Below are 24,405 nucleotides of genomic sequence, written 5' to 3' on the forward strand. Positions count from 1 at the left end.
ACGTGAATTTGCGTGCATTGAAGGGGGCTGGGCTTGCGGCCTTAATCGGGCCTGACTCGTTGTCGGGACGACGCTCCCGGCCCCAGCCCGGAATCGACCATGCCTCTTCTGCCCAATGCCCTGCGCGCCGCCATGCGCCCGCTGTCGTCGTCCTCGTCCATCCTGCCGCAGGCCTCTGACGGTCTGTTGACCGCCGCGTTGCTGCTCGCGCTGAGCCTGCCCTCGAGCGCTTTCGCGGTCACTGCCACGGCACCGACCGCGGCGACCCAGCCGCCCTCGCAGGCGCCGCAGGGCGACGCCACCCCCACCGAGACGGACAGCGCCGACGCCGACGCGGCGCCGCAGGACGCCACCACCCAGGACGTGCAGCCCGGCACCCAGAACACCACCCACTACTTCCTGGCCGAAGGCTTGAACGACGGCAGCGACTACGCCAGCGCCGCCGGCCTGCGCGCGGTGGCGATGGGCGCACGCGCAGACGCCTCCGGCGCCTTCGCCATCGCGATCGGCCACCACACCGTCGCCTCCGACAGCGCCGCCATCGCCATGGGCGACGGCGCGGTCGCCAGCGGCACCTCGGCGATCGCGATCGGCGGCAGCTTCTTCGGCAGCACCTACGGCGACTCGGCCGGCGCGCAGAGTACCGGCTTCGGTTCCCTGGCCCTGGGCACGGCCGCCACCGCAACCGCTGACAGTGCCAGCGCGCTGGGCTGGAACACCAGCGCCAGTGGCTCCGGCGCCACCGCAGTGGGTGCCACCGCATCGGCCAGCGCCAAGTACGCCACCGCCAGCGGCTCCTCGTCCAGCGCCAGCGCCGAGCAGGCCAGCGCGTTCGGCTATGCCGCCAATGCCAGCGGCACCGGCGCCGTCGCCAACGGCGGCTACAGCGTCGCCTCCGGCTTCTTCGGCGTGGCGATGGGCTACACCGCCACCGCCAGCGGCGACGGCGGCATCGCGATCGGCGACAGCGCCTCGGCGGCCGGCCAGCAAAGCGTGGCGATCGGCGCCAGCAATGCGGGCGTGCCGGCGCAATCCAACGGACTGGGCGCGGTCACCATCGGCGCCGGCGCCTGGGCGCTGTCCGACTACGGCACCGCGCTGGGCTTCGACAGCCATGCCGACGCGGACTACAGCATGGCGCTGGGCGCCTCCGCGCTGGCGACCAGCACCAATGCGCTGGCGGTGGGCGCCAGCTCCTTCGCCGACGGGCAGGACGCCAGCGCCTTCGGCGCCATCGCCAGCGCCAATGCCGCCGGCGCCACCGCGCTCGGCAGCGGCGCCTCCGCACTGACCGCGGGCAGCGTCGCGCTGGGCTACAACAGCGCCGCCACCGGCGCCAACAGCGTGGCCATCGGCGCCGGTTCGATGGCCGACCGCGACAATGCGGTCGCCTTCGGCAACGACGGTGCGCTGCGCCAGCTCACCTACATCGCCGCGGGCACCGCCGACACCGACGCGGTCAACGTGCTGCAGTTGCGCAGCATCGCCAGCGCGCTCGGCGCCGGCAGCGCGGTCGGCGGCGATGGCAGCTTCAGCGGCGGCAGCTACCTGATCCAGGGCCGCAGCTACGGCACGGTCGGCTCGGCGCTGTCGGCGCTGGATGGCGCACTGTCGGCGCTGGACACCCGGGTCGGCAGTGGCGCCGGCGGCGTGGCGGTGGGCGGCGGCGGCACTGGCGGCCCCAGCGTCGGCGCCGGCACCAATGCCGTGGCAGTGGGCGCGCAGGCCACCGCCAACGGCCAGAACGGCACGGCAATCGGCTCCAACGCGCTGGCCTACGGCCCCAACGACACGGCGCTGGGCGGCAACGCGCAGGTCAACGCCGACGGCAGTACCGCGGTCGGCGCCAACGCCAGCATCAGCGCCAATGCCACCAACGCGGTGGCGGTCGGCGAAAGCGCCACGGTCACGGCCGCCTCCGGCACCTCCGTCGGCCAGGGCGCGTCGGTCTCGGCGAACAATGCCGTGGCGATCGGCCGCGGCTCCTCCGCCACGCGCGCCAATACCGTCTCGGTCGGCAGCGCCGGCAACGAACGCCAGATCAGCAACGTCGCCGCCGGCAGCGCGGCCACCGATGCGGTCAACGTCGCGCAGATGCAGGCCGGCGACAGCGCCACGCTTAGCAGCGCCAACGCCTACACCGACAGCCGCATGGCCGGCTGGGACGACAACCTGACCAAGCTGCGCACCGACACCGACCAGCGCTTCCAGCACCTGGACCGGCGCATCGACCGGATGGGCGCGGTCAGCGCCGCCTATGCCGGCATGGCGGTGAACACCTCCGGCCTGGCCGGGGCCAACCGCATCGGCGTCGGCGTCGGCTCGCAGGGCGGCGAAAGCGCGCTGGCGGTGGGCTACCAGCGCGCGATCGGCAACCGCGCCAGCGTCTCGCTCGGCGGCGCCTTCTCCGGCAGCGAGAAGAGCGTGTCCGCCGGTGCCGGCTTCAGCTGGTGACACGACCGTAGGTGCCGCCCTTCCTTGATTTCCACGCCTTCGTCGATCTTCGCAGAGACACCGCCATGACCCATGCCATCCCGCTTTCCCGCAACCTGCTCGCCCTGTCGCTGGGCCTGGCCCTCGCCGGCACCGCGCAGGCGCAGACCGCCCCGCGCTTCTCGGTCCTGGCCCAGGCCGCGCCCGGGCAATCCACCGTCTACGACGGCCTGATCGTGACCTATCGCGACGGCAGCAGCGCCGTCCGCGACACGCGCGCCGCCAGCGCCACGCTGAACCAGATCATGGCCGCGCGCAGCACCGCCAGCACCTGGACCAGCACCTACCGGCAGACCGCCCCGGCCTTGAACCGGGTGCGTCGCCTCGCCATCGGCGCCGACCTGGTGCGGCCCAGCCGCGCGCTGACGCCATCGCAGTTGCAGACGCTGATCGCCAGCCTGAAGGCCGACCCCGCAATCGCGCACGTGGAGCCCAACCTGGTGCTCAAGCCGGTACGCAGCGCCGCGCAGGCCACGGCCAGCGCGGCAAGCGCACCGAACGATCCCGGCTACGCCGTGCAGTGGCACCTGCGCACGCCCGATGGCCACCTGGAAACGTTGGCGCCGGAGACCACCGGCTATCCCAACCGTGGCGGCATCGATCTGTTGCCGGCCTGGCAGTACGGCACCGGCCAGGGCGTGGTGGTGGCGGTGATCGATACCGGCATCACCGCGCATCCGGACCTTGACACCTCGCTGGCCAGCGCCGGCTACGACTTCATCAGCGATGCGCTGATGTCCGGCCGCGCCAGCAACGGACGCGTCGCGGGCGGCTGGGACACCGGCGACTGGACCACCGACGACAAGTACCTGGTCGCCAACGGCGGCTGTGCGCAACCGCAGGAACAGACCGACAGTTCCTGGCACGGCACCCACGTCGCCGGCACCATCGCCATGCGCACCAACAACGGCATCGGCATGGCCGGGATCGCGCCGGACGCGAAGATCCTGCCGATCCGCGCGCTCGGCCATTGCGGCGGCACCACCGCCGATATCGCCGATGCCATCGTGTGGGCCTCGGGCGGCCACGTCGACGGCGTGCCCGACAATGCCAACCCCGCCGAGGTGATCAACATGAGCCTGGGCGGCGGCGGCGCCTGCGCGCAGGATTCGGTCACCGCCAATGCCATCGCCAGCGCCATCGCGCGCGGCAGCGTGGTGGTGGTGGCCGCAGGCAACGACAACGCCGACGCCGGGGGCTATTCGCCGGCCAGTTGCCCGGGCGTCATCAACGTCGCCGCCACCGGCATCACCGGCGGTCGCGCCTACTATTCCAACTTCGGCAATACCATCACCCTGTCCGCGCCCGGCGGCGGCGTGTACGCCAACGATGCATCCAGCGGTGCGGGATCGGTGCGCACCGGCCTGGTCTGGTCCACCCTCAACAACGGCACCCATGGTCCGGACCAGCCGGCCTACGCCGGCTACGCGGGCACGTCCATGGCCTCTCCGCACGTGGCCGGCGTGGTCGCCCTGGCGATCAGCGCGGCGATCAACGCCGGCCGGCCGGTGCCGACGACCGCGCAGATGCGCGACATCCTGACCCAGACCTCCAACGTGTTCCCGGTGAAGCCGACGCTGCGCATCGGCGCCGGCATCCTCAATGCCGGCAAGGCGGTCGCGCGCGCTGCAGGCGCCAGCGGCGGCGGCGAGGAAGCCACCGCCACGACCATCGCGCGCGGCACGCAGAGCCGGCTGTCCGCCGCTACGGGCCAGGGGCCGCTGTACCGCCTGGATGTCCCGGCCAACGCACGCAACCTGCAACTGCGCACCTTGGGCGGTAGCGGCCAGCTCCGGCTGTACGTACGTGCGGTGCGCGCACCCAGCGCCGACGGCAGCGATGCCGACTACAGCTCGGTGCGCAACGGCACCACGCAGAACGTGCAGATGGCGCTGCCGGCGACCGGCAGCTACTTCTTCCGCCTGGTCGGCGGCAGCGGCGGCTACGCCAACGTGACCCTGTCGGTGAGCTACACGGAGTGACCGAACGCCACGGGCGCTGCCGCGGCGGCGCCCCTGTTCACGACGGGTTGGCGACCTCGATCAGGTTGCCGTCCGGATCGCGGAAGTACAGCGACAGGATCGGTCCGCGGGCGCCGGTGCGTTGCACCGGCCCGTCCTCGATCGGCACGGCGGCAGCGCGCAGTTCCTCGGCCACCTGCGCCAGCGGCGTGGCGGTGAGAAAGCACAGATCGGCCGAGCCCGGCGTCGGCACCCCCGCCTTCGGGTCGAACGCGCGGCCATGCCGATGCAGGTTGATCTTCTGCGCGCCGAACGCCAGCGCCTTGCGGCCTTCGCCGAAGGTCACCACGCGCATGCCCAACACCCGCGCATAGAACGCGCAGGTGGCGTCGATGTCGGCGACGGTGAGGACCAGATGGTCGAGATGGTCGATCTGCATTGCGGAACCATCGTTGGATGACGGCAGCGCGGTTCACTCGCCGCGCGGCGGATGCGGCCCGAAGCGGCCGTAGGGGCGGCTGTCGTCGGCGCCGCGGCGCAGCACCTGCGCGGCGACCAGGCCGATGCCCAGCAACACCAGGCAACACGCGACCAGTGCGCTCCAGCCGCCGTGCTGCCACGCCGCACCGCTGAGCGAGCCGATCACGCTGGCGCCGGCGTAGTACGCCAGCAGGTACAGCGAGGCGGCATGGCCCTTGAACTGCCCGCCCAGGCGCCCGACCCAGGCGCTGGCCGCCGAATGCGCGACGAAGAAGCCGATGGTCAGCAGCACGATGCCGGCGATGACCGGCACCAGCGCATGCGCCAGGGTCAGCGCCACGCCGAGCGCCGCGGTGGCGATGCCGGCCAGCACCACCGGGCCGCGGCCGAACCGGTCCGACGCCGCGCCGGCCACCGAGGACGACACGATGCCGAACACGTAGGCGCTGAAGATCATGCCGAGCTGGCTCTGGCTCAGCCCGAACTCCGGCCCGCCCAGGCGGAAGCCGGCGTAGTTGTAGACGCTGACGAACACGCCCATCGCCAGGAACGGGATCGCGAACAGCCACGGCAGGTGGCGATCGCGCAGATGCCCGCCCCAGGCGCGCAGGTGGAAGCGCAGATTCACTCCCTGGCGGCGCACGAAGTGCCGCGACGGCGGCAGCAGCCACACGAAGCCGACCGCGGCCAGCAGATCCACCGTGCTCAGCGTGGCCAGCGCAACGCGCCAGTCGAAGTGGTCGGTGAGCATGCTCATGCCGATGCGGCCGACCATGCCGCCGAACGCATTGCCGGCCACATACAGCCCGGTGGCCGCGCCGAGCCGGCTCGCCGGCAGTTCCTCGGCCAGGTACACCATCGCCACCGCCGGCACGCCGCCCAAGGCGATGCCCGACAGCGCGCGCACCACCACCAGGGATCCCCAGTGCGGCAGGCACGACGCCAGCAGGTTGAGCAGCGCGGCCAGTGCGATCGACACGAACATCAGCCCGCGCCGGCCCAGCGTCTCCGACACTGCGCCGGCGCAGAAGATCGCGATCGCCAGGCCGCCGGTGGCCAGCGACAGCGGCAACGAGCTGGCCGCCGCGCTGAGCCCGAACTCGCGGGCGAACTCGGGCAGCAGCGGCTGCACGCTGTACAGCAGCGAGAAGGTGGCGAAGCCGGCCAGGAACAGCGCCAGGCGGATGCGCAACAGCGGCGCATCGTCCACGGCGTGCACCGGCGGGCATTGGCTGGAGGCGTTCACGGTGTGGGTCGCGGCGGGAGACGGATGGCCAGTATTCGCCTGCCGCCACCCGGCGTCCAATATATGATATCCCCACTCTCCATATGTTCTGGATATGACATGGAACTGCGCCACCTGCGCTACTTCCTGGCCGTGGCCGAGGCCGGGCACTTCACCCGCGCCGCCGCGCAGTTGGGCATCCAGCAACCGCCGCTGAGCCAGCAGATCCGCGCACTGGAGGAGGAACTGGGCACGCCGTTGTTCGTGCGCACGCCGCGCGGCGCCGAACTCACCGATGCCGGCCGCGCCTTCCGCACCGAAGCCCGGCGCGTGCTCGCCGACCTGGAGCGCGCCGGCGATGCCGCGCGCCGCGCCGCACGCGGCGAGAGCGGCGTGCTGCGGCTCGGCTTCACCGCCTCGGCCGCGTTCAACCCGATCGTGCCGACCCTGGTGCGCGGCTTCCGCCGCGGCTGGCCGGCGGTGACACTGGCGCTGGAAGAGACCAACACCGCCGGCCTGCTCGCCGCACTGCTGCAGGGACGGCTGGATGCGGCCTTCATCCGCTACAGCGTGGCCACGCCCTCGGAACTGCAGTTGCTCAAGCTGCCCGACGAACCGATGAAGATCGCGGTGCCGGCCGCGCACCGTCTGGCCAAGCGCCGCCGCGCACCGCTGTCGGCGCTGGCCGGCGAACCCTTCATCCTGTTCCCGCGCAGCTTCGGCACCAGCCTGTACGACGAGATCCTCGATGCCTGCCGCCAGGCCGGCTTCGAACTGAAGATCGAACAGGAAGCGCCGCAGATGTCGTCCATCGTCAACCTGGTGGCCGCCGAACTGGGCGTGTCGGTGGTCCCCGCCTCGACCGCGCAGGTGCAGTTGCCCGGCGTGCGCTACCTGGACATCGAAGGCCGCGTGCCGATGGCGCGACTGGCCTTGGCCGCGCTGCCGGCCACCGCGCAGGCGATGCCGATCGTGCGCCACCTGTGGCAGTTGGCGCAGGGGCATGCGGCGGGCAGGCGTGGGTAGTGGTGGCAGCACTCCCCTAGCGGCAATGTAGGAGCGGCTTTAGCCGCGAAGGGCTTTACCGATAGAGCTCATCGCCGCCAAAGCTCACTCGTGCGGGTGTGCTTGTCCGACGCGTAAATCAAGCAGCAACAGCAATAGCAATAGCAACGGCTTTCGCCTTGCGGCGAGTTACTTTTCTTTGCTCGCGCAAAGAAAAGTAACCAAAAGAAAGCGCGCCCTGCCTACGCGCCCTCCGCGCTTCGCGCTCCGGGTCCGCGTCCAGCACGGGGATCCGCGGAAGGGGCATCCTGCCCCTGCCGCGGACGGCGCACGTCCTTGTGCGCCGCCCCTTCGGGGTTTTTCCCCGTGCTGGCCGCCGCTTCGGAAGGGAACCCGGCAAGTCAAAAGCCGAAGCAACAGCAAAGACCGAAGCGACTGCCGCTGCAGCGCACACCCCCGTCATTCCAGCGGCCGCCAGCGAATGCACTTCGCGTGGTAGCCCATGTCGGCTGTTGATTGTGGTGGACGCGCAACGACGATGGTTTTCGAAGAAGCTGCAGGAGCGGTTGTGCGTGGCGTACAGGTGGCTGTGCCGGCGTGTACCCAGCTCAGGCGCATCACCATTGCAATGCCGTATGTATGCGCTGTATCCGCAATAGCTTTTGCTATTGATGTTGCGTTGGCTATTGATGTTGCGTTGGCTTTTGATGTTGCGTTGGCTTTTGACTTACTGGGTTCCCTTCCGCAGCGGCGGATGGACCGGGGAAAAACCCGAAGGGCGGCGCACATGGATGTACGCCGTTCGCGGCAGGGGCAGGATGCCCCTTCCGCGAATCCCCGGTGCATCCGCGGACCCGGAGCGCGTTAGCGCGGAGGGCGCGAGGCAGGGTGTGCTTGACCAGCCTTCGGCTGTGGTAAAGCGCTTCTTTTGGTTACTTTTCTTTGCACAAGCAAAGAAGCGCTTCTCAGCAGCCGAAGGCTGATCAAAGTAACTCGCCGCAAGGCGCAAGCCTTTGCTGTTGCTGTTGCTGCTTGATTTACGCGTCGGACAAGCACAACCGTTCGAGTGAGCTTTGGCAGCGATAAGCTCTCTCGGTGAAGCCCGTCGCGGCTAAAGCCACTCCTACCAGGAACGCAAGCGCTCAACCCAGATGCGTGCGCACCGCTTCGTCGATCTTGGCCGGCGGCACGAAGCCGGGCACCCGCGCCACTTCCTCGCCCTGGCGGAACAGCATCAGGGTCGGGGTCTGGCGCAGGCCCTGGGCACGGAAGAAGTCCTCACCCACGTCTTCCATCTTCACCTTGAGCAGGGTCACGCCCTGCGCGCTCTCGCCCTCGGCGAAACGCTCCAGCGACTTGTCGAGCATGCGGCAACCAGGGCAGTTGTCCTTGTTGAAATCGGCCAGCACGCGCGGATGCGCGGCGAGCGCATCGGCGAACTGTTCGGCACTGGAAACGGTGATGGTGGTGAGCATGGAACGAAACCTTGTCTGATGTCGGAAGAAGCCCGGCGTGCGATGGGGACGCCGGCGATGCCAGGAAAACGGATGAACGACGACGGCGTCAGCCGCTGCCATGCAACGGCAACACCCTCGCAGCGAAGCCAGCCGTGCCCGCGGAAGCCGGCTCGGCAGCGGCCACCGGCACGTCGCCTGTCGACGATGAGCGCGCCGCGCGCAACGCCAGCACCTGCGCGCACCACGCGTCGATCGCAGCGTTGTCGCGGTCGCCGTGCGGCATCTGCTCGATCTCCAGCAACGGATAAGCGCTGTCGAAGAACCGCGCGATGCGCTTGACTGCACCGCAGTAGTACTCCAGCCCCCACTGCGTCTCGCCGGTGCCGAACGCCGCCACTTCGATCGTCTTGCCGGCCGCCTCGACCAACTCGGCGATATAGCGCTTCATCTCCGCCGGCGTGCGCCCGGCGTTGTCGCTCCAACTGCCGAGCAGATGCAGGTCGAAGTCCGCCGCACGCGCGGCGTCGCCGAGCGCGCCCTGCAGCGTCTGCAGATCGGTGTGGATCCAGGTGACCGCGTGCCCGGCCGCCTCGCACTGCGCATGCACGCGGCGGGCGACGTCGCGGGTGTTGCCGCTGAGCGAAGCGTAGGCGAGCAGGATGTGCATGGGGCGGGGATTCGGGAATGGGGATTCGGGATTCGTCAGGGCGGGTTTGCTTTTGCCAATCCCCAATCCCGATTCCCCAATCCCGGCTCCTCACAGATCGTCGAAGCCGTTGTCCGAGTTGGTCTTCTTGTAGCTGGCGTTGCGCATCTCGAAGAAGTCGGTCTTGGTCTCGGTGAAGTTGTCGGCGTAGGCCTTGATCCACGGCATCACGTTGTCGCTGGCGCCGCTGTACAGCTTCTCGATGCCGAGCATGCCGGACATCTTGTTGGCGCGGTACTTCACGTACTGGATCATCTCGTCCACGTCGATGCCCTCGATGCCGTCGAGCACTTCCGAGGACCACTCGGTCTCCAGGCGGATCGCATGCTCGAAGGCCTGGTGCACGTAGTCGGTCAGCTCGTTGGTCTGCAGCTCGGCGTTCTCGCCGATGATGGCGCGGATCAGCTCGCTGATGAACTTGGTGTGGGCCAGCTCGTCGCGGTTGATGAAGCTGATGATCTTGCCGGTACCGGTCATGCGGTTCTGCCGGACCAGGTTGTAGAAATACGCGAAGCCGGAATAGAAGTTGATGCCTTCCAGGATCGAGGACTGGATCAGCGAGCGCAGCAGGGTCTCGGCGGTCTTCTCGCGCATGAAGTCGTCGTAGGCCTGCATGATCGGCTGGTTGCGCGCGATGATGGTCGGATGCGTGCGCGCGATCTCGAACACGCGGTTCTGGTCGGCCAGGCCGGCGATCGAGGCCAGCACGTACGAGTAGCTCTCGTTGTGGATCACTTCCTGCTGGCCGATGATCGCGGCGTTGGCGTGCGCGGCCGGGTCGGTGATGTATTCGGCGACGTTGTAGATGAAGCGCGTCTGCGGCGAATCCAGCGTGGCCAGCAGGCCGATGATCGAGTCGTAGGCGTTCTTCTCGCGCGCCGACAGCTCCCCGTACTGCTTGGCATCGCCCTTCATGTCCACTTCGTCGGGGATCCAGAAGTTGGTCGACAGCTCCTTGTACGCCCGGTAGAAGGACGGGTACGGGATGTCGTTCCAGTTGAGGATGCCGCTGGTGGTGCCGTTGATGATGCCGGTGGAACGGTTGGGGTGCAGCGGTTCGAGGATCTTGATGCGGTCGAGCGCGATGGCCATGGATGTGCTTCGGTAGTCGGGTGAACGGCGCCGGCGGACGGCGCGGGAATGCGGGACGCGCGCGGCAGGACCGGCCTGCCGCGCGGCGCGGGCGTCAGACGCCGGCGATCAGCTCGAGCACCACTCGCACTCGCTGATGTCGATGTCGTTGGAACGCACGTAGTACGTGGTCTTCAGGCCTTCCTTCCACGCGGTCATGTGCAGGTCCAGCAGGGTGCTGGCGCGGATGCCGCTGGGCACATAGAAGTTGAAACTGATCGACTGGTCGACGTGGCGCTGACGGCGCGCGTTCTGGCGCACGCTGGCGAACTGATCGACCTTGTAGGCGCCCTTCTCGTAGTACGGATAGGTGTCCACGGTCAGCCCCGGCGCCACCACCGGACGGCGGAAGTCCTTCTTCTCCTCGTAGTAGAACGCGCTGTAGATCGGGTCGATCGACGCGGTGGAGCCGGCGATCTGCGCGGTGCTCATGTTCGGCGCCACCGCCACCATCCAGGCGTTGCGCACGCCGTGCACGCTCACCTGCGCGGCCAGTTCCTGCCACTCGGCGCTGTCGTAGCCGCGCTTGGTGAAGTACTCGCCGTTCTGCCAGTCGCTGCCCTTGAACACCTTGTACGCGCCCTTCTCCTTGGCCAGCGCCAGGCTCGCCTGGATGGTCAGGTAGTTGATGCGCTCGTACAGCGAATCGCTGTACGCCTCGGCATCCGGCGAATTCCAGTCGATGCCCTTCTGCGCCAGCAGGTGGTGCCAGCCGAAGGTGCCCAGGCCGATCGCGCGGTACTTCTGGTTGGTGATGGTGGCCTGCGGCACCGGCAGCTCGTTGAGGTCGATGACGTTGTCGAGCATGCGCACCTGGACGCGGATCAGCCGCTCCAGGATGTCCGGCGACAGCAGGTCCGGCTGCGCGGTGACCGCGCGGCCCAGGTTCACCGAGGACAGGTTGCACACGACGAAGTCGCCGGCCTGCTTGGTGGTGACGATCTGGTCGCCGCTGATCATCTCCTGGATGACTCGCGTCGGGCTCATGTTCTGCAGGATCTCGGTGCACAGGTTGCTGGAATACACCATGCCCTGATGCTTGTTCGGGTTCATGCGATTGACTTCGTCGCGATAGAACATGAACGGGTTGCCGGTCTCCAGCTGGCTGACCATGATCCGCTTGAACATGTCGATGGCCTTGACCACCTTGCGGCCGATGCGCTCGTCGGCCACCACTTCCTCGTACTTGGCGCGGAAGCTGCCTTCGCCGCGCTTCTCGTCGAAGAAGTCCTGCAGGTACCAGCCCTTGACCTCCTTCACCTCGTGCGGGTCGAACAGGTACCACTCGCCGCGGCGCTCCACCGCTTCCATGAAGATGTCCGGCACGCACACCGCGGTGAACACGTCGTGCGCGCGCAGGCGCTGGTCGCCGTTGTTCAGGCGCAGGTCCAGGAACGCCTCGATGTCGCGGTGCCAGATGTCCAGGTACACGGCGATGGCGCCCTTGCGCTGGCCGAGCTGGTCCACCGACACGGCGGTGTTGTTGAGCTGCTTGATCCACGGCACCACGCCGCCGCTGGAGTTCTTCACGCCGCGGATCGCCGAACCGGACGAACGCACGTAGCCCAGGTAGGCGCCGACGCCGCCGCCGTGCTTGGACACGCGCGCCACGTCGGTGTTGGAGTCGTAGATGCCCTGCAGGCTGTCGTCGACGGTGTCGATGAAGCAGCTCGACAGCTGCCCGCCGATCTTGCCGGCGTTGGCCAGGGTCGGCGTGGCCACGGTCATGTACAGGTTGGACAGGGCCCAGTAGGCCTCGCCGACCAGCTGCATGCGGCGCTCGCGCGGCTTCTCGTCCTGCATCAGGTACAGGGCGATGGTCAGCCAGCGCTCCTGCGGCAGTTCGTAGACCTTGCGCGAGTTGTCGGTGGCCAGGTAGCGCGTGGCCAGCAGATACAGGCCGTTGTAGGCGAACAGCTTGTCGCGCTCCGGATCGATCATGCGGCCGGCTTCGGCCAGTTCGTCCTTGGAGTAGTTCTTGAGGATGTCGATCGAGTACACGCCGCGGTCGGCCAGGCTTTCCTGCAGGCCGACGTAGGAGCCGTACTTCTCGCCGGCATCGTAGAAACGGTTCTTGCTGGCGCGCTTGTACAGGCGGTCCAGGTACAGGCGCGCGGCGAAGTACTCCCACTCCGGCGTGGCGATGTCCACGCGCGACTCGGCCTCGCGGATCAGGTAGTCGACCATGTCGTCGGCCGACAGGCTTTCCTTCTTCTCGATGAAGGCGAAGGCCTTGCGCTCGTAGTCGCTCACATCCAGCTGCGGGAACTCGGCGTGGATCCGGTCCAGGGTGCGCTGCAGGCGCGAGCGGTCGAAGGCCATGCGGCGGTTGCCGCCGTCCTTGACGATCCAGGTCACGGCGCGCTGGTCGTTGCTCGGCTCGCTGCTGGCCGTCGGCTCAGGCTGGGCAGTGGCGGCAGCGGTCGTGGGGTCGACGGCGGCGTCGACGGACGCGGTGGCCGGCAGGCTGTGGGTCTGGCTCATGAAGGTCTCCAAGCGTGGTGCACGCGGCCGCCCGACCCTCGCAGGCAGCGGTCCGACCGGGTTCGCAGGTGGGCAGGCGGTGTCGCGAAGACTGCAAACGGCGCAGGCACCGGGCCTGCGGGCGGTCAACGCTGCACCGACCCTCTCCCCCCGGAGAGCGCGCGATCGGCGCCGCGCGGTGTGCTTCGCGCGGCTGTCGGCAGGTCTTCGGGCTGATGGGCAACGGCCGTGGCCGGTTCCTAGCCCGTCGCTTCCCAAGGCGGGCGCCTCAGTGCGGATGACGGGTTCGTTCCCAATTACCGCTGCGGGGCAGCGCCGGAGTTGGCGTTGGCACGCCGCACCGGCTTCCCTTTTGATCCCGCGGCTTGGGGCCGCCGGAACCGACCACCCCAAGATAGTGGGGTCGGTCGGCGACGTCAACGCTAAATATGGGTGAAATTACGAAAACCTAAGCCTGGCAACGGTTTGCCGTCGACGGCCGATTCCGGCCCTGCCGCGGCGGCCGTTCGCGGCCGTGACGGGGTCGTGAAGCCGGCCGCAAACACGGGCGTTGGCGCCCCCGGACGACCCGGACACCGCCGCCTCGCTTAGGGCCGGCACGGCACCACCGCGCCGCTGGCGTCGGTGCAGGTGCCGGTGTGGACGACACTGCCGTCCTGCACGCTGGTGCTGCCCTGGTAGCTGCCCTGCGTGCCATCGACGCTGCTCTGGCGGCTGCCGCTGAGCGTGCCGTCGGCGGCGCGGGCCAGGCTGCCACTGCTGCTCGCGCTGGCGCCGTCGGCGCGCTGGACGCTGGCACTGCCCTGGCGGCTGGCGCTGCCGTCGGCGTTGCGCTCGGCGCTGCCTTGGCGCGTGGCGCTGCCGCCGGCGGCGGTCGTGCGGGTAGCGGCGCTGCGCGCGCTGGCGTTGCCCTGGCCGTCGGCCTGCCATTGGCGGGCGCGCTGCACGCTGCCGTGCGCGTCGCTGGCGCTGGCCTGCACGGCGGCGTGGCGGACGCCGTCGGTGCCGCCGGTGGTGCGCGTGCGGGTGTGTTCGCGTGCCGGTGCACTGGGCGCGACCAGGACGCCGGCGGCCAGCGCCAGCAGCAAGGGAGTGATGCGACGGGACAGCGACATGGCGTTCTCCGGTGACGGCAGCAGCGTGCTGCCGAGCGTCACCGTAGCCATGGCGCCGGCGCCGCGGGCGCCGCATCGGCCAGCAAATGTTGCCGAACGCCGCGGCGGAAACATCCGCTTACAGTTGCGTCGCGGCGGCCGTTGCCGCGGGGCCGCGGCGCAACCGATAGTGGCGTCCATGGACGATGCCGCGCCTGCTCCCCGCCTGCTGCTGGTCGACGACGACGACCGCCTGCGCGCCCTGCTGTGCCGCTACCTGGAGAGCCAGGGCTTCGCGGTCAAGGCGGTGGCCGACGGCATGCAGCTGCAGCAGGCGCTGGCGCGCGGCCACTACGACCTGGTGGTGCTGGACCTGATGCTGCCCGGCGAGAACGGCCTGGAGATCTGCCGGCGCCTGCGCGGCCAGGGCGACCACACCCCGATCGTGATGCTGACCGCCAAGGGCGACGAGATCGACCGCATCGTCGGCCTGGAGATCGGCGCCGACGACTACCTGCCCAAGCCGGTCAACCCGCGCGAGCTGCTGGCGCGGATCCGTGCGGTGCTGCGCCGTACCCGCCCGGGCGGGGCCGGCGCGCCGCAGCCGGACGGCGGGGAGATCGGCTTCGGCCGCTTCCGCCTGCACCTGGGGCGGCGCGAGCTGCGCCGCGACGGCGAACCGCTGAAACTGACCACCGCCGAGTTCGCGGTGCTGTCGGTGCTGCTGCGGCACCCGCAGCAACCGCTGAGCCGCGACCGCTTGTCCAGCCTGGCGCACGGCCGCGAACACGAGCCGCTGGGGCGCAGCATCGACGTGATCGTGGCGCGGCTGCGCAAGCTGCTGGAGGACGACGTGCGCACGCCGCGGCTGATCCAGACCGTGTGGGGCGTGGGCTACGTGTACGTGCCGCCGGGGCCGCAGGCATGAGCGCGCCTGCCTCCCGCGCCAGCGGCTGGCCGCGCAGCCTGTTCGGGCAGTTGGTCCTGGTGATCGCGCTGGTGCTGGCCGGCGCCGGCCTGCTGGCGCTGCTGCTCGGCCGCGAACTGGCGCTGCGGCCGGCAGCGCAGCAGCAACTGCGCGTGCTGCACGGTTTCGCCAATGTCGCCGAGGCGCTGCAGCGCTCGCCGGCCGCCGCGGCGCTGACGCCGGCGTTGCGCGAGGCCGGCCTGCAACTGCGCAGCGCGCCGCCCACCGCCAGCGCCGCCGGCCCGCTGGCCGACGCGATGCAGCGCCGCGCGGCCGATCAGCTCGGCCCCGGGCGCGCGCTGCGCCGCGATGCCGACGGCACCCTGTGGCTGCAACTGGCCACGCCGACCCCGCTGTGGGTGGCGTTCTCCAGCCAGCCGCGCGAGCACGGCCTGCGCCGGTTCTCGGTGGCGATGCTGGCCGGTTGCGCGCTGCTGGTCTGGCTGGCCGCTGCGCTGGTCGCGCGGCGCCTGGTGCGACCGCTGCGGCAACTGGCGCAGGCCGCGCCGCACCTGGTCCGCGGCGAACAGGCCGCACCGATCGCCACCGGCGGTCCGCGCGAGGTCGCCGCGCTGGCGCAGGCGCTCACCGCAGCCAGCGCCGACGTGCGCCAGGCCGCCGCCGAGCGTGCGCTGCTGCTGGCTGGCATCTCCCACGACCTGCGCACCCCGCTGACCCGGCTGCAGTACGCGCTGGCGCTGCTGCCGCAGGTGGAGCCGGAACTGCGCGAAGGCATGGAGCGCGACATCGGCGAGATCGACGCGATCCTGGCGCAGTTCATCGCCTACGCCCGCGACGGCCGCGACGAACCGGCGATCGCCCTGGACCTAGTCGACCTCTGCCGGCAGGCGCTGGGCGCGGCGCAACCCGGCTGGGAGGCCGTCCTGCCCGCGCAGGCGCCGCTGCACGGGCGGCCGCTGGCGCTGCAGCGCGCGCTCGGCAACCTCGTCGGCAATGCCGAACGGCACGGCGCGGCGCCGTTCCAGCTGCGCCTGCACAGCAACGGCGGCGATGGCTGGTGCATCGAGGTGCGCGACCACGGCCCCGGCCTGGACCCGGCGCTGGCCGCGCGCGCGTTGCAGCCGTTCGTGCACGGCGGCCATGGCGGCAGCGGACTGGGCCTGGCGATCGTCGAGCGCGTCGCGCGCCAGCATCGCGGCGCGTTGCTGCTGCAACCCATCGCCCCACACGGCCTGTGCGCCATCCTGCACCTGCGCCCGGCCTGAACCCGGCGCGCGCCGACGCCCGCACGCGTCGGCCGCGCCACGCCCCTCCTCGCCGTCCTCCATGGAGTGATCCGCCCATGCGCCTGTCCCGCCCCTCGCCCACCCACTGCCTGCTCGCCCTGATGTTGCTGCTGCCGTTGCTCGCCGCCCCCGTCCACGCCCAGGACGGGCGCCTGCGCGCCCGCCTGCTGCAGCGCCTGGCCACGCGCGACGGCGCCGACGGCGCACGCGCGCCCTTGCCCACCGGCGCTCAGGTGCTGCGCGACGTCGCCTACGGCCCGGACCCGGCGCAGCGCATGGACGTGTACCTGCCGGCCGGCGCACGTCAGGCGCCGCTGATCGTGATGGTGCACGGCGGCGGCTGGGCCGACGGCGACAAGGACAACCCCGGCGTGGCCGCCAACAAGGTCGCGCACTGGCTGCCGCAGGGCCATGTGCTGGTGTCGCTGAACTACCGCCTGCTACCGCAGGCCACGCCGCTTGCGCAGGCAGAAGACGTGGCGCGCGCGGTCGCGCGGATCCAGCAACTGGCGCCGCAGTGGGGCGCCGACCCGGCGCGCCTGGTGTTGATGGGCCACTCGGCCGGCGCGCATCTGGTGAGCCTGCTGGACCTGTCGCCGGACCTGCTGGCGCAGGCCGGGGCGCGCCGACCGCTGGGCACGGTGGCGCTGGACAGTGCGGCGATGGACGTGGAGCAGGTGATGCAGCAACGGCATCTGCCGCTGTACGACCGCGCCTTCGGCAGCGTGCGCAGCGACTGGATCGCCGCCTCGCCATACCACGTCATGGGCGCCAGCGCGCCGCCGCTGCTGGCGGTGTGCTCCAGCCGCCGTGCCGATGCCTGCGCGCAGGCGCGCCACCTGGCCAGCAAGGCCGGCGCCCGCGGCATCCGCGTCGAGGTGCTGCCGCAGGATGCCAGCCACGCCGAGATCAACCGCGACCTGGGCCTGCCCTCGGCGTACACCGCGGCGGTGGACGCGTTCCTGCACACGCTGCGCTGAGCGCCGCGCACGGCCCCCACGACAACCAAGCTCAGGCCACCATGCACTGCTGCAGCAGCAACGGCAGCGCCACCGCGGCGCTGTCGCGCCAGTGCAGATCCGCACGAGCCGACAACGCACTGGGTTCGGGATTGATCTCGACCACGCAGGCGCCGCGCTCCTTGGCCTGCAGCGGCAGGCTGGCGGCCGGATAGACCAGGCCGGAACTGCCGATCACCAGCACCAGGTCGGCGTCGTCGGCCGCGGTCTGCGCGCGCGCCCACTCCGCCGCCGGCAACGCTTCGCCGAACCACACCACGCCCGGGCGCACCGTGCCGCCGCAGGCCGCGCACACCGGCGGCGCCAGGCGCTGGCTGGGCGTGTGCACGTCGATCGGCGGCAGCAAGCCGCGCCAGGGCTGGCCGCAGTCGCTGCAGCGCAGCGCCGACAACCGGCCATGCACGTGCGCGGCGACCTCGCTGCCGGCGCGCTGGTGCAGGTCGTCCACGTTCTGGGTCACCAGGGTGGTGTGGCGGACCTCGGCCAGGCGCGCCAGCGCCAGGTGCCCGGCGTGCGGCTGGGCCTGCGCCACGATCGCCATGCGCCAGCGGTACCAGCCCCAGACCAGGGCGGGGTCGGCACGCCAGGCGTCCTCGGTGGCCAGTTGCTCGGGATCGAAGCGCGACCACAGGCTGTCGTCCTGGCCACGGAAGGTCGGTACCCCGCTCTCGGCGGACATGCCGGCACCGGTCAGCACCAGCAGACGGCGTGCGCCGTGCAGGAAGGCGGCGACGGTCTCGGCGTTGTAGGCGGAACTGAGCATGGCGCGCCCGATTTGATCAAGCTCACACTATTGCACCCCCGCGGGGTGGTCTCAATGTGCGTGGCAACACGCGCGGCGCCCACAACGCGAACGGGCGGCCAGTGGCCGCCCGTGGTGTGTCGCCCTGGACCGGCGCAAGCGCCGGCCCGGACATCGCGCTGGCTCAGTCGAGCACGACCAGCTTGACGTCGATGTTGCCGCGGGTGGCGTTGGAGTACGGGCACACCTGGTGCGCCTTCTCCACCAGCGATTTCAGCGTCGCACGCTCCAGGCCCGGCGCGGCGATGCGCAGTTCCACGGCGATGCCGAAGCCGCCCGGGATCTGGCCGATGCCGACGTGGCCCTCGATGCTCGTCTCGGCCGGCAGCGCCACCTTCTCCTGCCCGGCGACGAACTTCAGCGCGCCGATGAAGCAGGCCGAGTAGCCGGCCGCGAACAGCTGCTCCGGGTTGGTGCCGTCGCCGCCGGCGCCGCCGAGCTCGCGCGGGGTCGACAGCTTGACGTCCAGCGCCTTGTCCGGGGTGGCGGCGCGGCCGTCGCGGCCCCCGGTGGCGGTGGCAGTGGCGGTGTAGGCGATGGTGGTCGGTGAAGCCATGGTGGTTCTCCTTGGAGGGCGGCGCCGCGGCGCCATGGGGTAGAGGGAAATGCGTAGAGGGAAATGCGCGATCGGGGCGGGAATCGGTCAGGCCGCGGCCTGCAGCTTGCCGCGGACCTCTTCCAGGTCGTGCTTGAGCCGGGTCAGTTGCTGCAGGTCGCAGGCGACCGCGCACAGCACGCCTTCCGGCACCGCCTGCGCGCGCGCGCGCAGCGCCTGGCCGTCGGCGGTCAGCGCGATCAGCACGCGGCGCTCGTCCTCGGCCGCGCGGCGGCGGGTCAGCAGACCGATCGCCTCCAGGCGCTTGAGCAGCGGGGTCAGCGTGGCCGAATCCAGGAACAGCTTCTCGCCGATGTCCGAGACGCTGCGCTGGTCCTGCTCCCACAGCACCAGCATCACCAGGTACTGCGGATAGGTCAGGCCGAGGTCGCGCAGCAGCCCGCGGTAGAGCTTGTGCATGGCCAGGTTGGCCGAATACAGCGCGAAGCACAGCTGGGTATCCAGCTTCAGCAGGGCGGTGGCGTCGGGCGCAGAGGTACGGTTCATGGGCACTACATTACATAGCGCGCGATTTAATTGCAAGCGATATTTTGCCCCGCCGACTCCTCGCTGAAGCGGGCGCCGCCCTGCCCTCGTGCCGCCAGCGGCGCAGGACTACGCTGCGCGCAACGTAGAGGAGCTTCCGCATGCGCGCATCGTTCCTGCTGCTGGCCGCGCTCGGCGCTGCCCCAGTGATGTCCAAGGCCGTGCCCAACACCCTGCCCGATGGCCCGGTGCTGGTCGGTGCCGGCGCCGACGCGCTGGCCCGCGAAACCCGTCGCCAGTGCCCCGGCGTGCCGACCGACCGGCTCACCCCGGCCGATCTGCTCGATGCCGAGGAGACCTTTCGCGATGGATTGTCGACAGCGCAGCGCCAGGCCATGGACCGGCAGTTGCCGCAGGACGGCGCGTCCGGGCCGGCGCGCTGCGCGCGCAGCGAAGGCGGCGCCAGTTGCCCGGCAGTTGCCTATCTGGAAGAGATCGCTGGCGCGGGCCTGATGCCGCGCTTCGTCGCCGGGCTGTGTGCGCCCGGCGCGGTGCGCTGAGCGTCCGCAGACGCTCCTGCGCTCAGACCCGGTGCGCCGCCGCCAGGTACTCGGCGCTCTGCATTTCGATCAGGCGCGAGGCGGTGCGCTCAAACGCACCGGCCAGGCGCTCGCCGGTGTACAGCAGCGGCGGCGGATCCTGCGCGGTGCAGACCAGGTTGACGTGGCGGTCGTACAGCTCGTCGATCAGGTTGACGAAGCGCCGTGCAGCGTCCTCGTTCATACGGTCGAAGTGCGGGATGCCGCCGAGCAGCACGGTGGTGAACTCGTGCGCGATCTCGATGTAGTCGCTGGGACCGCGCGGGCCTTCGCACAAGGCGACGAAATCGAACCAGACGATGCTCTTGCCGCGCGCGCGCACCGGGATCTTGCGCCCTTCCAGTTCGATGTTGCCGCGGCGCGCCTCGGCATTGCCGGTCAGCGCGCCCCAGCGCTCGCCCAGCCAGGCGTCGCTGTCCTCGGCCAGCGGCGCGCGGTACACCGGCGAGCGGGTCAGCGCGCGCATGCGGTAGTCCTCGGTGCCCTCGGCGTACAGCTCCACGCAATAGGTCTGCAGCAAGCCGATCGCCGGCAGGAAGCTCTCGCGCTGCAGGCCGTTGAGGTACAGGTTCTGCGGCGCGGTGTTGGAGGTGGTGACCAGGGTCACGCCCTCGGCGAACAGGCGCTCGAGCAGGCGCGACAGCAGCATCGCATCGCCGATGTCGGTGACGAAGAACTCGTCGAGCACCAGCACGCGCAGCCGGCTGCGCCACTCCTGCGCGATCTTCGCCAGCGGATCGCTCTGCCCGGCGTGCTCGCGCAGGCGCTCGTGCACGCCGCGCATGAAGCGGTGGAAATGCGTGCGGTACTTCCGCGCGATCGGCAGGCCGTCGTAGAACAGATCGACCAGGAAGGTCTTGCCGCGGCCGACCCCGCCCCAGAAATACAGCCCGCGCACCGGCTCGGGCTTTTTCCAGAACGCCGACAGCCGGTCCAGCCAGCCCTCCTGGTCGCCGTCCACGATCGCGGTATGGATGCGGTCCAGTTCGGCCAGCGCCGCGTGCTGGGCCGGATCGTCGCGCCAGTCGCCGCGCGCCACGCCTTCGGCGTAGCGCTGCGACGGCAATGCCGCCGCGCTCACGCCTGTGCCGCCGGCAGCCAGGCCTTGACCGCGTGCTGCAACGCGCCGCGCAGGTCGATCAGCTTGCGATGGAAGAAATGGCTGGTGTCGGGCATGCGCACCAGTTGCGGTTGCGCCTCCAAAGTGTCCAGCCAGTCGTACACGGCCTGCGGGTCGACGATCTCGTCGGCCTCGCCCTGGATCACCAGCCACTGCGGCGGCGGCGCCATGTCGGAAAAATCCCAGCGCCCGGCCGGCGGCGCGATCGAGATCAGCACCTGCGGCTGCAACGCGGCGCTGGCGCGCAGCGAGACGTAGGCGCCGAAGCTGAAACCGGCCAGCCACAGCGCGTCGTGCGGACGCTGATCGCGCACCCAGGCGGCCACCGCGGCCAGGTCCTGCTGCTCGCCGTCGCCGTGGTCGAAGCTGCCGGCGGACGCGCCGACGCTGCGGAAGTTGAAGCGCACCACGCGCACGCCCAGCTCGCGCAGCGCGCGCGCGACCATGGTCACCACCTTGTTGTGCATGCTGCCGCCCTCGGTGGACAGCGGATGGCAGACGATGGCGGTGACCGGCAGCGCGGCGACGTCGGCGTCGGGCAGATCGACCGCGGCCTCGATCGGGCCGGCGGGGCCTTGCAGCGTCAGTGCGCCGGAAGCGGTGGGGAAAGCGGGAGAGGTCATGCGGTCATAATACCGGGGCTGGGTCGCGGCCACATGCCGAAGCGGTGCACGCAGCGTTCTTTTTCCTCCCGATCCGGATCCTGCGTGTGGTCTTCGTCCTGTTGAGTGTGGTGTGCAGCGTGCTGGTCTCGGCGCTGCTGAAGCTGGCGCCGCAGCGGCGCATCGACCTGGCCCAGGCGGTGACCTGGAACTACCTGGCGGCGCTGCTGCTGTGCGCCGCCCTGCTGCAGCCGCCGCTGGCCGCGCTGGGCGATGCGCACACGCCGTGGGTGTCGCTGCTGGCGCTGGGCGTGTTGCTGCCGAGCCTGTTCCTGGTGCTGGGCCGCGCGGTGGCCAACGCCGGCATCGTGCGCACCGACGCGGCGCAGCGGCTGTCGCTGCTGCTGTCGCTGGCGGCGGCCTTCCTTTGGTTCGGCGAACGCGCCAACGGCGCCAAGCTGGCCGGCCTGGCGCTGGGCCTGCTGGCGATCGTCGGCATCGTGCAGCGACCGCAGGCGGCCGCGCACAGCACCGCGCGCACCACGCCGTGGCTGCTGCTGGTGTGGGTCGGCTTCGCCGCGATCGACGTGCTGCTCAAGCGCATCGCCCAGGCCGGCACGCCGTTCGCCGCCTCGCTGCTGGTCGCCTTCGCGCTGGCTTTCGTGCTGCTGCAGGGCGTGCAACTGTGGCGCCACCTGCGCGGCACCGTCCCGTTGGCCTGGCGCAACCTCGGCGCCGGCCTGCTGCTGGGTGCACTCAACTTCGGCAACATCCTGTTCTACGTGCGCGCGCATCAGGCCCTGCCGGACAGCCCGGCCAGCGTGTTCGCGGCGATGAACCTGGGTGTGATCGGCCTGGGCACCCTGCTCGGCATCGCCGTGCTCGGCGAACGCACCAACCGCTGGAACCGCCTCGGCCTGCTGCTGGCGGTGCCGGCGATCGTCCTGATCGCGATGGGCGCAGGCGGCTAACGCTCAGCGCCCGCACCGCGCTCTCACGATTCCCCAGTCCCGATTCCCCACTCCCGGCCCATCAGCGCCGCCATACCGGAAACGGATCCTCCAGCCCCTGCCACACCACCGGCCCCTGCCGCAGTTCGGCATCGTCGAGCAGGCAGGCATCGAGTTCGGCACGCACCCGCGCCTCGTCCAGGCCGACGCCGATCACCGCCAGTTCCTGGCGGCGATCGCCCCACAGCGGATGCCACATCGCCCGCAGCGCCGCGTACTCGCGCGCATCGCCGACCTCCTCGGCCTGCGGCGGCGGCGCGTTCCAGCACGCGGTCTGCTGGCGCTGCCAGCCCAGCTCGGTATACGGCAGCGGCGACGGCGGCAACGCCAGCGGCGTATCCAGCAGGCCGCGATCCACGCGCTCGCGCGCCGCATACCAGAAGCCGGCGGCCTGGGTCTGGGTGGCCGCACCGACGATGGACAGCTCGCCGACCCAGTCCATGCGGCTGGCCAGCCAGAAGAAGCCCTTGCTGCGGATCACGTCGCGCAGGCCGCGTTGCGCCAGCCGCGCGAAGCGCAGCGGATGGAACGGCCGGCGCGCGCGATAGACGAAGCTTTCGATGCCGAACTGTTCGGTCTCCGGCGCGTGCTCGCCGCGCAGCGCCTGCATCCAGCCCGGCGCCAGCTGCGCGCGCACGAAGTCGAAGCGGCCGGTGTCCAGCACCAGCTCCAGCGGCACCTCGCCACGGCTGGCCTCGACGATGCGCGCATCGCGATTGAGCGCGCGCAGCACCGCGCGGGTGCGGTCGAGCGTGACCGTATCGGTCAGGTCGGCCTTGCTGATGACGATCACATCGGCGAACTCGATCTGCTCCACCAGCAGGTTGACCAGCCCGCGCTCGTCGTCGTCCCCGGCCTGCAGGCCGCGGTCGGCCAGGCGCTCGGCCGAGCCGAAGTCGCGCAGGAAGCTCACCCCGTCGACCACGGTGAGCATGGTGTCCAGGCGCGCGAGGTCGGCCAGGCCGCGGCCGTCGGCGTCGCGCACGGCGAAGGTCGCCGCCACCGGCATCGGCTCGGAGATGCCGGTGGATTCGATCAACAGGTAGTCGTAGCGCCCGCTCTCGGCCAGGCGCTGCACCTCCTGGCGCAGGTCGTCGCGCAGGGTGCAGCAGATGCAGCCGTTGCTGAACTCGACCAGGGTCTCTTCGGTGCGACTGAGCGCGGCGCCACCGTCGCGGATCAGCGCCGCGTCGATGTTGACCTCGCTCATGTCGTTGACGATCACCGCCACGCGGCGGCCATCGCGGTTGTGCAGCACGCGGTTGAGCAGGGTGGTCTTGCCGGCACCCAGGAAGCCGGACAGGACGGTGACGGGAAGGCGGGAATCGGAAACGGCGGATGTGGACATGGCGGGCATCGGCGCGGAGGCGTGGCGGGCTGGAAATGTTACTATATAACACTTGATGCGTTGGAGTGACCGCCCATGAAATCCCTGCCGCCCTCTTTCTTCGATGCCTCGGCGATGCTGTTGTCCGGGCTGTGTCTGCTGCACTGCCTGGCGTTGCCGTTGCTGGCCGCGGCGTTGCCGCTGTTCGGCGTCTGGGCCGAGGCCGAGTGGGTGCACGTGGTGTTCGTGGCGATCGCCGCGCCGTTGGCGGGGCTGGCGCTGTGGCGTGGGCACCGGCGCGACGCGCTGCCCTGGCCGCTGTGGACGCTGGCGGCACTGGGCCTGCTCGGTCTGTTGGCCGGCGCCTTTGGGATCCCGGACGAGGCCAGCGAGACCGCGATGACGGTGAGCGGCAGTCTGGCCCTGGCCGGTGCGCACCTGTGGAACTGGCGCAGGCATCGGCGGCGTTGCGGGCATTGAGCATGGGGCGCGCTGTGTAGCGCGCTTCGCTCGAGGCGATCAGGGGCGCGATGCAGCGTGGCTTTCGCTGTTGTTTTTGCTGTTGTTTTTGCCGTTGCTCCGGCTTTTGACTTGT

22 protein-coding genes and 1 riboswitch are annotated in these 24,405 nt (G+C 70.5%); of the genes, 9 read left to right on the forward strand and 13 right to left on the reverse strand.

Translation table 11 applies throughout. The features are described 5' to 3' along the window. Positions 1 to 99: 99 nt before the first annotated feature. Together SLW56_RS19215 and SLW56_RS19220 are read left to right on the forward strand one after the other, a co-directional pair. The gene (locus SLW56_RS19215) at positions 100 to 2,454 is read left to right on the forward strand and encodes a YadA-like family protein (RefSeq protein ID WP_267083947.1); all 2,355 of its coding nucleotides are present in this window, start codon (positions 100 to 102) and stop codon (positions 2,452 to 2,454) included. Positions 2,455 to 2,519: 65 nt separating this feature from the next. Further along, on the forward strand, positions 2,520 to 4,475 hold the full coding sequence (locus tag SLW56_RS19220; RefSeq protein ID WP_152236668.1) for a S8 family peptidase: 1,956 nt from the start codon (positions 2,520 to 2,522) through the stop codon (positions 4,473 to 4,475). A gap of 37 nt (positions 4,476 to 4,512) precedes the next feature. Here the strand turns inward: SLW56_RS19220 and SLW56_RS19225 are convergent, their stop codons facing one another. Both SLW56_RS19225 and SLW56_RS19230 read right to left on the reverse strand, forming a co-directional pair. After that, complete coding sequence (locus SLW56_RS19225; protein WP_320695322.1) at positions 4,513 to 4,893, reverse strand: VOC family protein; 381 nt, start codon at positions 4,891 to 4,893, stop codon at positions 4,513 to 4,515. Between the two features lie 33 nt (positions 4,894 to 4,926). Continuing rightward, the gene (locus SLW56_RS19230; protein WP_017908688.1) at positions 4,927 to 6,180 is read right to left on the reverse strand and encodes an MFS transporter; all 1,254 of its coding nucleotides are present in this window, start codon (positions 6,178 to 6,180) and stop codon (positions 4,927 to 4,929) included. 99 nt (positions 6,181 to 6,279) lie between these two features. On the opposite strand from SLW56_RS19230, the gene SLW56_RS19235 reads away from it, so the two are divergent. Continuing rightward, the gene (locus SLW56_RS19235) at positions 6,280 to 7,185 is read left to right on the forward strand and encodes a LysR family transcriptional regulator (protein WP_017912252.1); all 906 of its coding nucleotides are present in this window, start codon (positions 6,280 to 6,282) and stop codon (positions 7,183 to 7,185) included. A 1,121-nt stretch (positions 7,186 to 8,306) separates the two neighbouring features. Here SLW56_RS19235 and SLW56_RS19240 read toward each other — a convergent pair. The 5 genes from SLW56_RS19240 to SLW56_RS19260 all read right to left on the reverse strand — a co-directional run bounded on the left by SLW56_RS19240 (position 8,307) and on the right by SLW56_RS19260 (position 14,057). Next, a complete protein-coding gene (locus SLW56_RS19240) occupies positions 8,307 to 8,639 on the reverse strand; it encodes a thioredoxin family protein (protein WP_148827238.1) in 333 nt (110 codons plus the stop codon). Between the two features lie 88 nt (positions 8,640 to 8,727). Further along, positions 8,728 to 9,288, reverse strand: coding sequence for a flavodoxin (locus SLW56_RS19245; RefSeq protein WP_320695323.1), 561 nt, complete (start codon positions 9,286 to 9,288; stop codon positions 8,728 to 8,730). Positions 9,289 to 9,378: 90 nt separating this feature from the next. Continuing rightward, positions 9,379 to 10,419 (reverse strand): ribonucleotide-diphosphate reductase subunit beta, encoded by a 1,041-nt coding sequence (locus tag SLW56_RS19250; protein WP_010340146.1) that lies wholly within the window; start codon positions 10,417 to 10,419, stop codon positions 9,379 to 9,381. A gap of 108 nt (positions 10,420 to 10,527) precedes the next feature. Further along, positions 10,528 to 12,942, reverse strand: a complete 2,415-nt coding sequence (locus tag SLW56_RS19255; RefSeq protein ID WP_284467936.1) for a ribonucleoside-diphosphate reductase subunit alpha — start codon at positions 12,940 to 12,942, stop codon at positions 10,528 to 10,530. A 180-nt stretch (positions 12,943 to 13,122) separates the two neighbouring features. Next, positions 13,123 to 13,342, reverse strand: a riboswitch (cobalamin riboswitch). A gap of 187 nt (positions 13,343 to 13,529) precedes the next feature. Then, positions 13,530 to 14,057: a hypothetical protein gene (locus tag SLW56_RS19260; RefSeq protein WP_284467937.1), complete on the reverse strand. Its 528-nt coding sequence runs from the start codon at positions 14,055 to 14,057 to the stop codon at positions 13,530 to 13,532. Positions 14,058 to 14,235: 178 nt separating this feature from the next. Here SLW56_RS19260 and ompR point away from each other — a divergent pair, with 178 nt between their 5' ends. From ompR to SLW56_RS19275, 3 genes are all read left to right on the forward strand, one after another. Further along, entirely contained in the window at positions 14,236 to 14,964 is a 729-nt protein-coding gene (ompR, locus tag SLW56_RS19265) for a two-component system response regulator OmpR (protein WP_320695324.1), read from the forward strand. Beyond that, positions 14,961 to 16,229, forward strand: a complete 1,269-nt coding sequence (locus SLW56_RS19270) for an ATP-binding protein (protein WP_320695325.1) — start codon at positions 14,961 to 14,963, stop codon at positions 16,227 to 16,229. Before ompR ends, SLW56_RS19270 begins: the two co-directional genes overlap by 4 nt. A gap of 77 nt (positions 16,230 to 16,306) precedes the next feature. Then, positions 16,307 to 17,230 (forward strand): alpha/beta hydrolase, encoded by a 924-nt coding sequence (locus SLW56_RS19275; RefSeq protein ID WP_320695326.1) that lies wholly within the window; start codon positions 16,307 to 16,309, stop codon positions 17,228 to 17,230. A 31-nt stretch (positions 17,231 to 17,261) separates the two neighbouring features. Here the strand turns inward: SLW56_RS19275 and SLW56_RS19280 are convergent, their stop codons facing one another. From SLW56_RS19280 to SLW56_RS19290, 3 genes are all read right to left on the reverse strand, one after another. Then, positions 17,262 to 18,032: an NAD-dependent deacylase gene (locus tag SLW56_RS19280; RefSeq protein ID WP_295942157.1), complete on the reverse strand. Its 771-nt coding sequence runs from the start codon at positions 18,030 to 18,032 to the stop codon at positions 17,262 to 17,264. Between the two features lie 163 nt (positions 18,033 to 18,195). Beyond that, positions 18,196 to 18,627: an organic hydroperoxide resistance protein gene (locus SLW56_RS19285; protein WP_320695327.1), complete on the reverse strand. Its 432-nt coding sequence runs from the start codon at positions 18,625 to 18,627 to the stop codon at positions 18,196 to 18,198. Positions 18,628 to 18,714: 87 nt separating this feature from the next. Then, on the reverse strand, positions 18,715 to 19,173 hold the full coding sequence (locus tag SLW56_RS19290) for a MarR family transcriptional regulator (protein ID WP_320695328.1): 459 nt from the start codon (positions 19,171 to 19,173) through the stop codon (positions 18,715 to 18,717). A gap of 140 nt (positions 19,174 to 19,313) precedes the next feature. On the opposite strand from SLW56_RS19290, the gene SLW56_RS19295 reads away from it, so the two are divergent. After that, a complete protein-coding gene (locus tag SLW56_RS19295; RefSeq protein WP_152236678.1) occupies positions 19,314 to 19,712 on the forward strand; it encodes a hypothetical protein in 399 nt (132 codons plus the stop codon). Positions 19,713 to 19,734: 22 nt separating this feature from the next. On the opposite strand, the gene zapE is transcribed toward SLW56_RS19295, so the two are convergent. After that, complete coding sequence (gene zapE / locus SLW56_RS19300) at positions 19,735 to 20,832, reverse strand: cell division protein ZapE (protein ID WP_043093670.1); 1,098 nt, start codon at positions 20,830 to 20,832, stop codon at positions 19,735 to 19,737. Continuing rightward, on the reverse strand, positions 20,829 to 21,494 hold the full coding sequence (locus tag SLW56_RS19305) for an alpha/beta family hydrolase (RefSeq protein WP_320695329.1): 666 nt from the start codon (positions 21,492 to 21,494) through the stop codon (positions 20,829 to 20,831). The genes zapE and SLW56_RS19305 overlap by 4 nt, the downstream gene beginning before the upstream one ends. Before the next feature lie 86 nt (positions 21,495 to 21,580). On the opposite strand from SLW56_RS19305, the gene SLW56_RS19310 reads away from it, so the two are divergent. Then, positions 21,581 to 22,444, forward strand: coding sequence for an EamA/RhaT family transporter (locus tag SLW56_RS19310; RefSeq protein WP_320695330.1), 864 nt, complete (start codon positions 21,581 to 21,583; stop codon positions 22,442 to 22,444). Between the two features lie 61 nt (positions 22,445 to 22,505). Here SLW56_RS19310 and SLW56_RS19315 read toward each other — a convergent pair whose 3' ends face one another. After that, on the reverse strand, positions 22,506 to 23,831 hold the full coding sequence (locus tag SLW56_RS19315; protein ID WP_320695331.1) for a GTP-binding protein: 1,326 nt from the start codon (positions 23,829 to 23,831) through the stop codon (positions 22,506 to 22,508). 75 nt (positions 23,832 to 23,906) lie between these two features. On the opposite strand from SLW56_RS19315, the gene SLW56_RS19320 reads away from it, so the two are divergent. Continuing rightward, positions 23,907 to 24,290, forward strand: coding sequence for a MerC domain-containing protein (locus SLW56_RS19320; protein ID WP_320695332.1), 384 nt, complete (start codon positions 23,907 to 23,909; stop codon positions 24,288 to 24,290). Positions 24,291 to 24,405 lie beyond the last annotated feature (115 nt).

This window comes from Xanthomonas sp. LF07-6 (assembly GCF_034105445.1).
Lineage (GTDB): Bacteria > Pseudomonadota > Gammaproteobacteria > Xanthomonadales > Xanthomonadaceae > Xanthomonas_A > Xanthomonas_A sontii.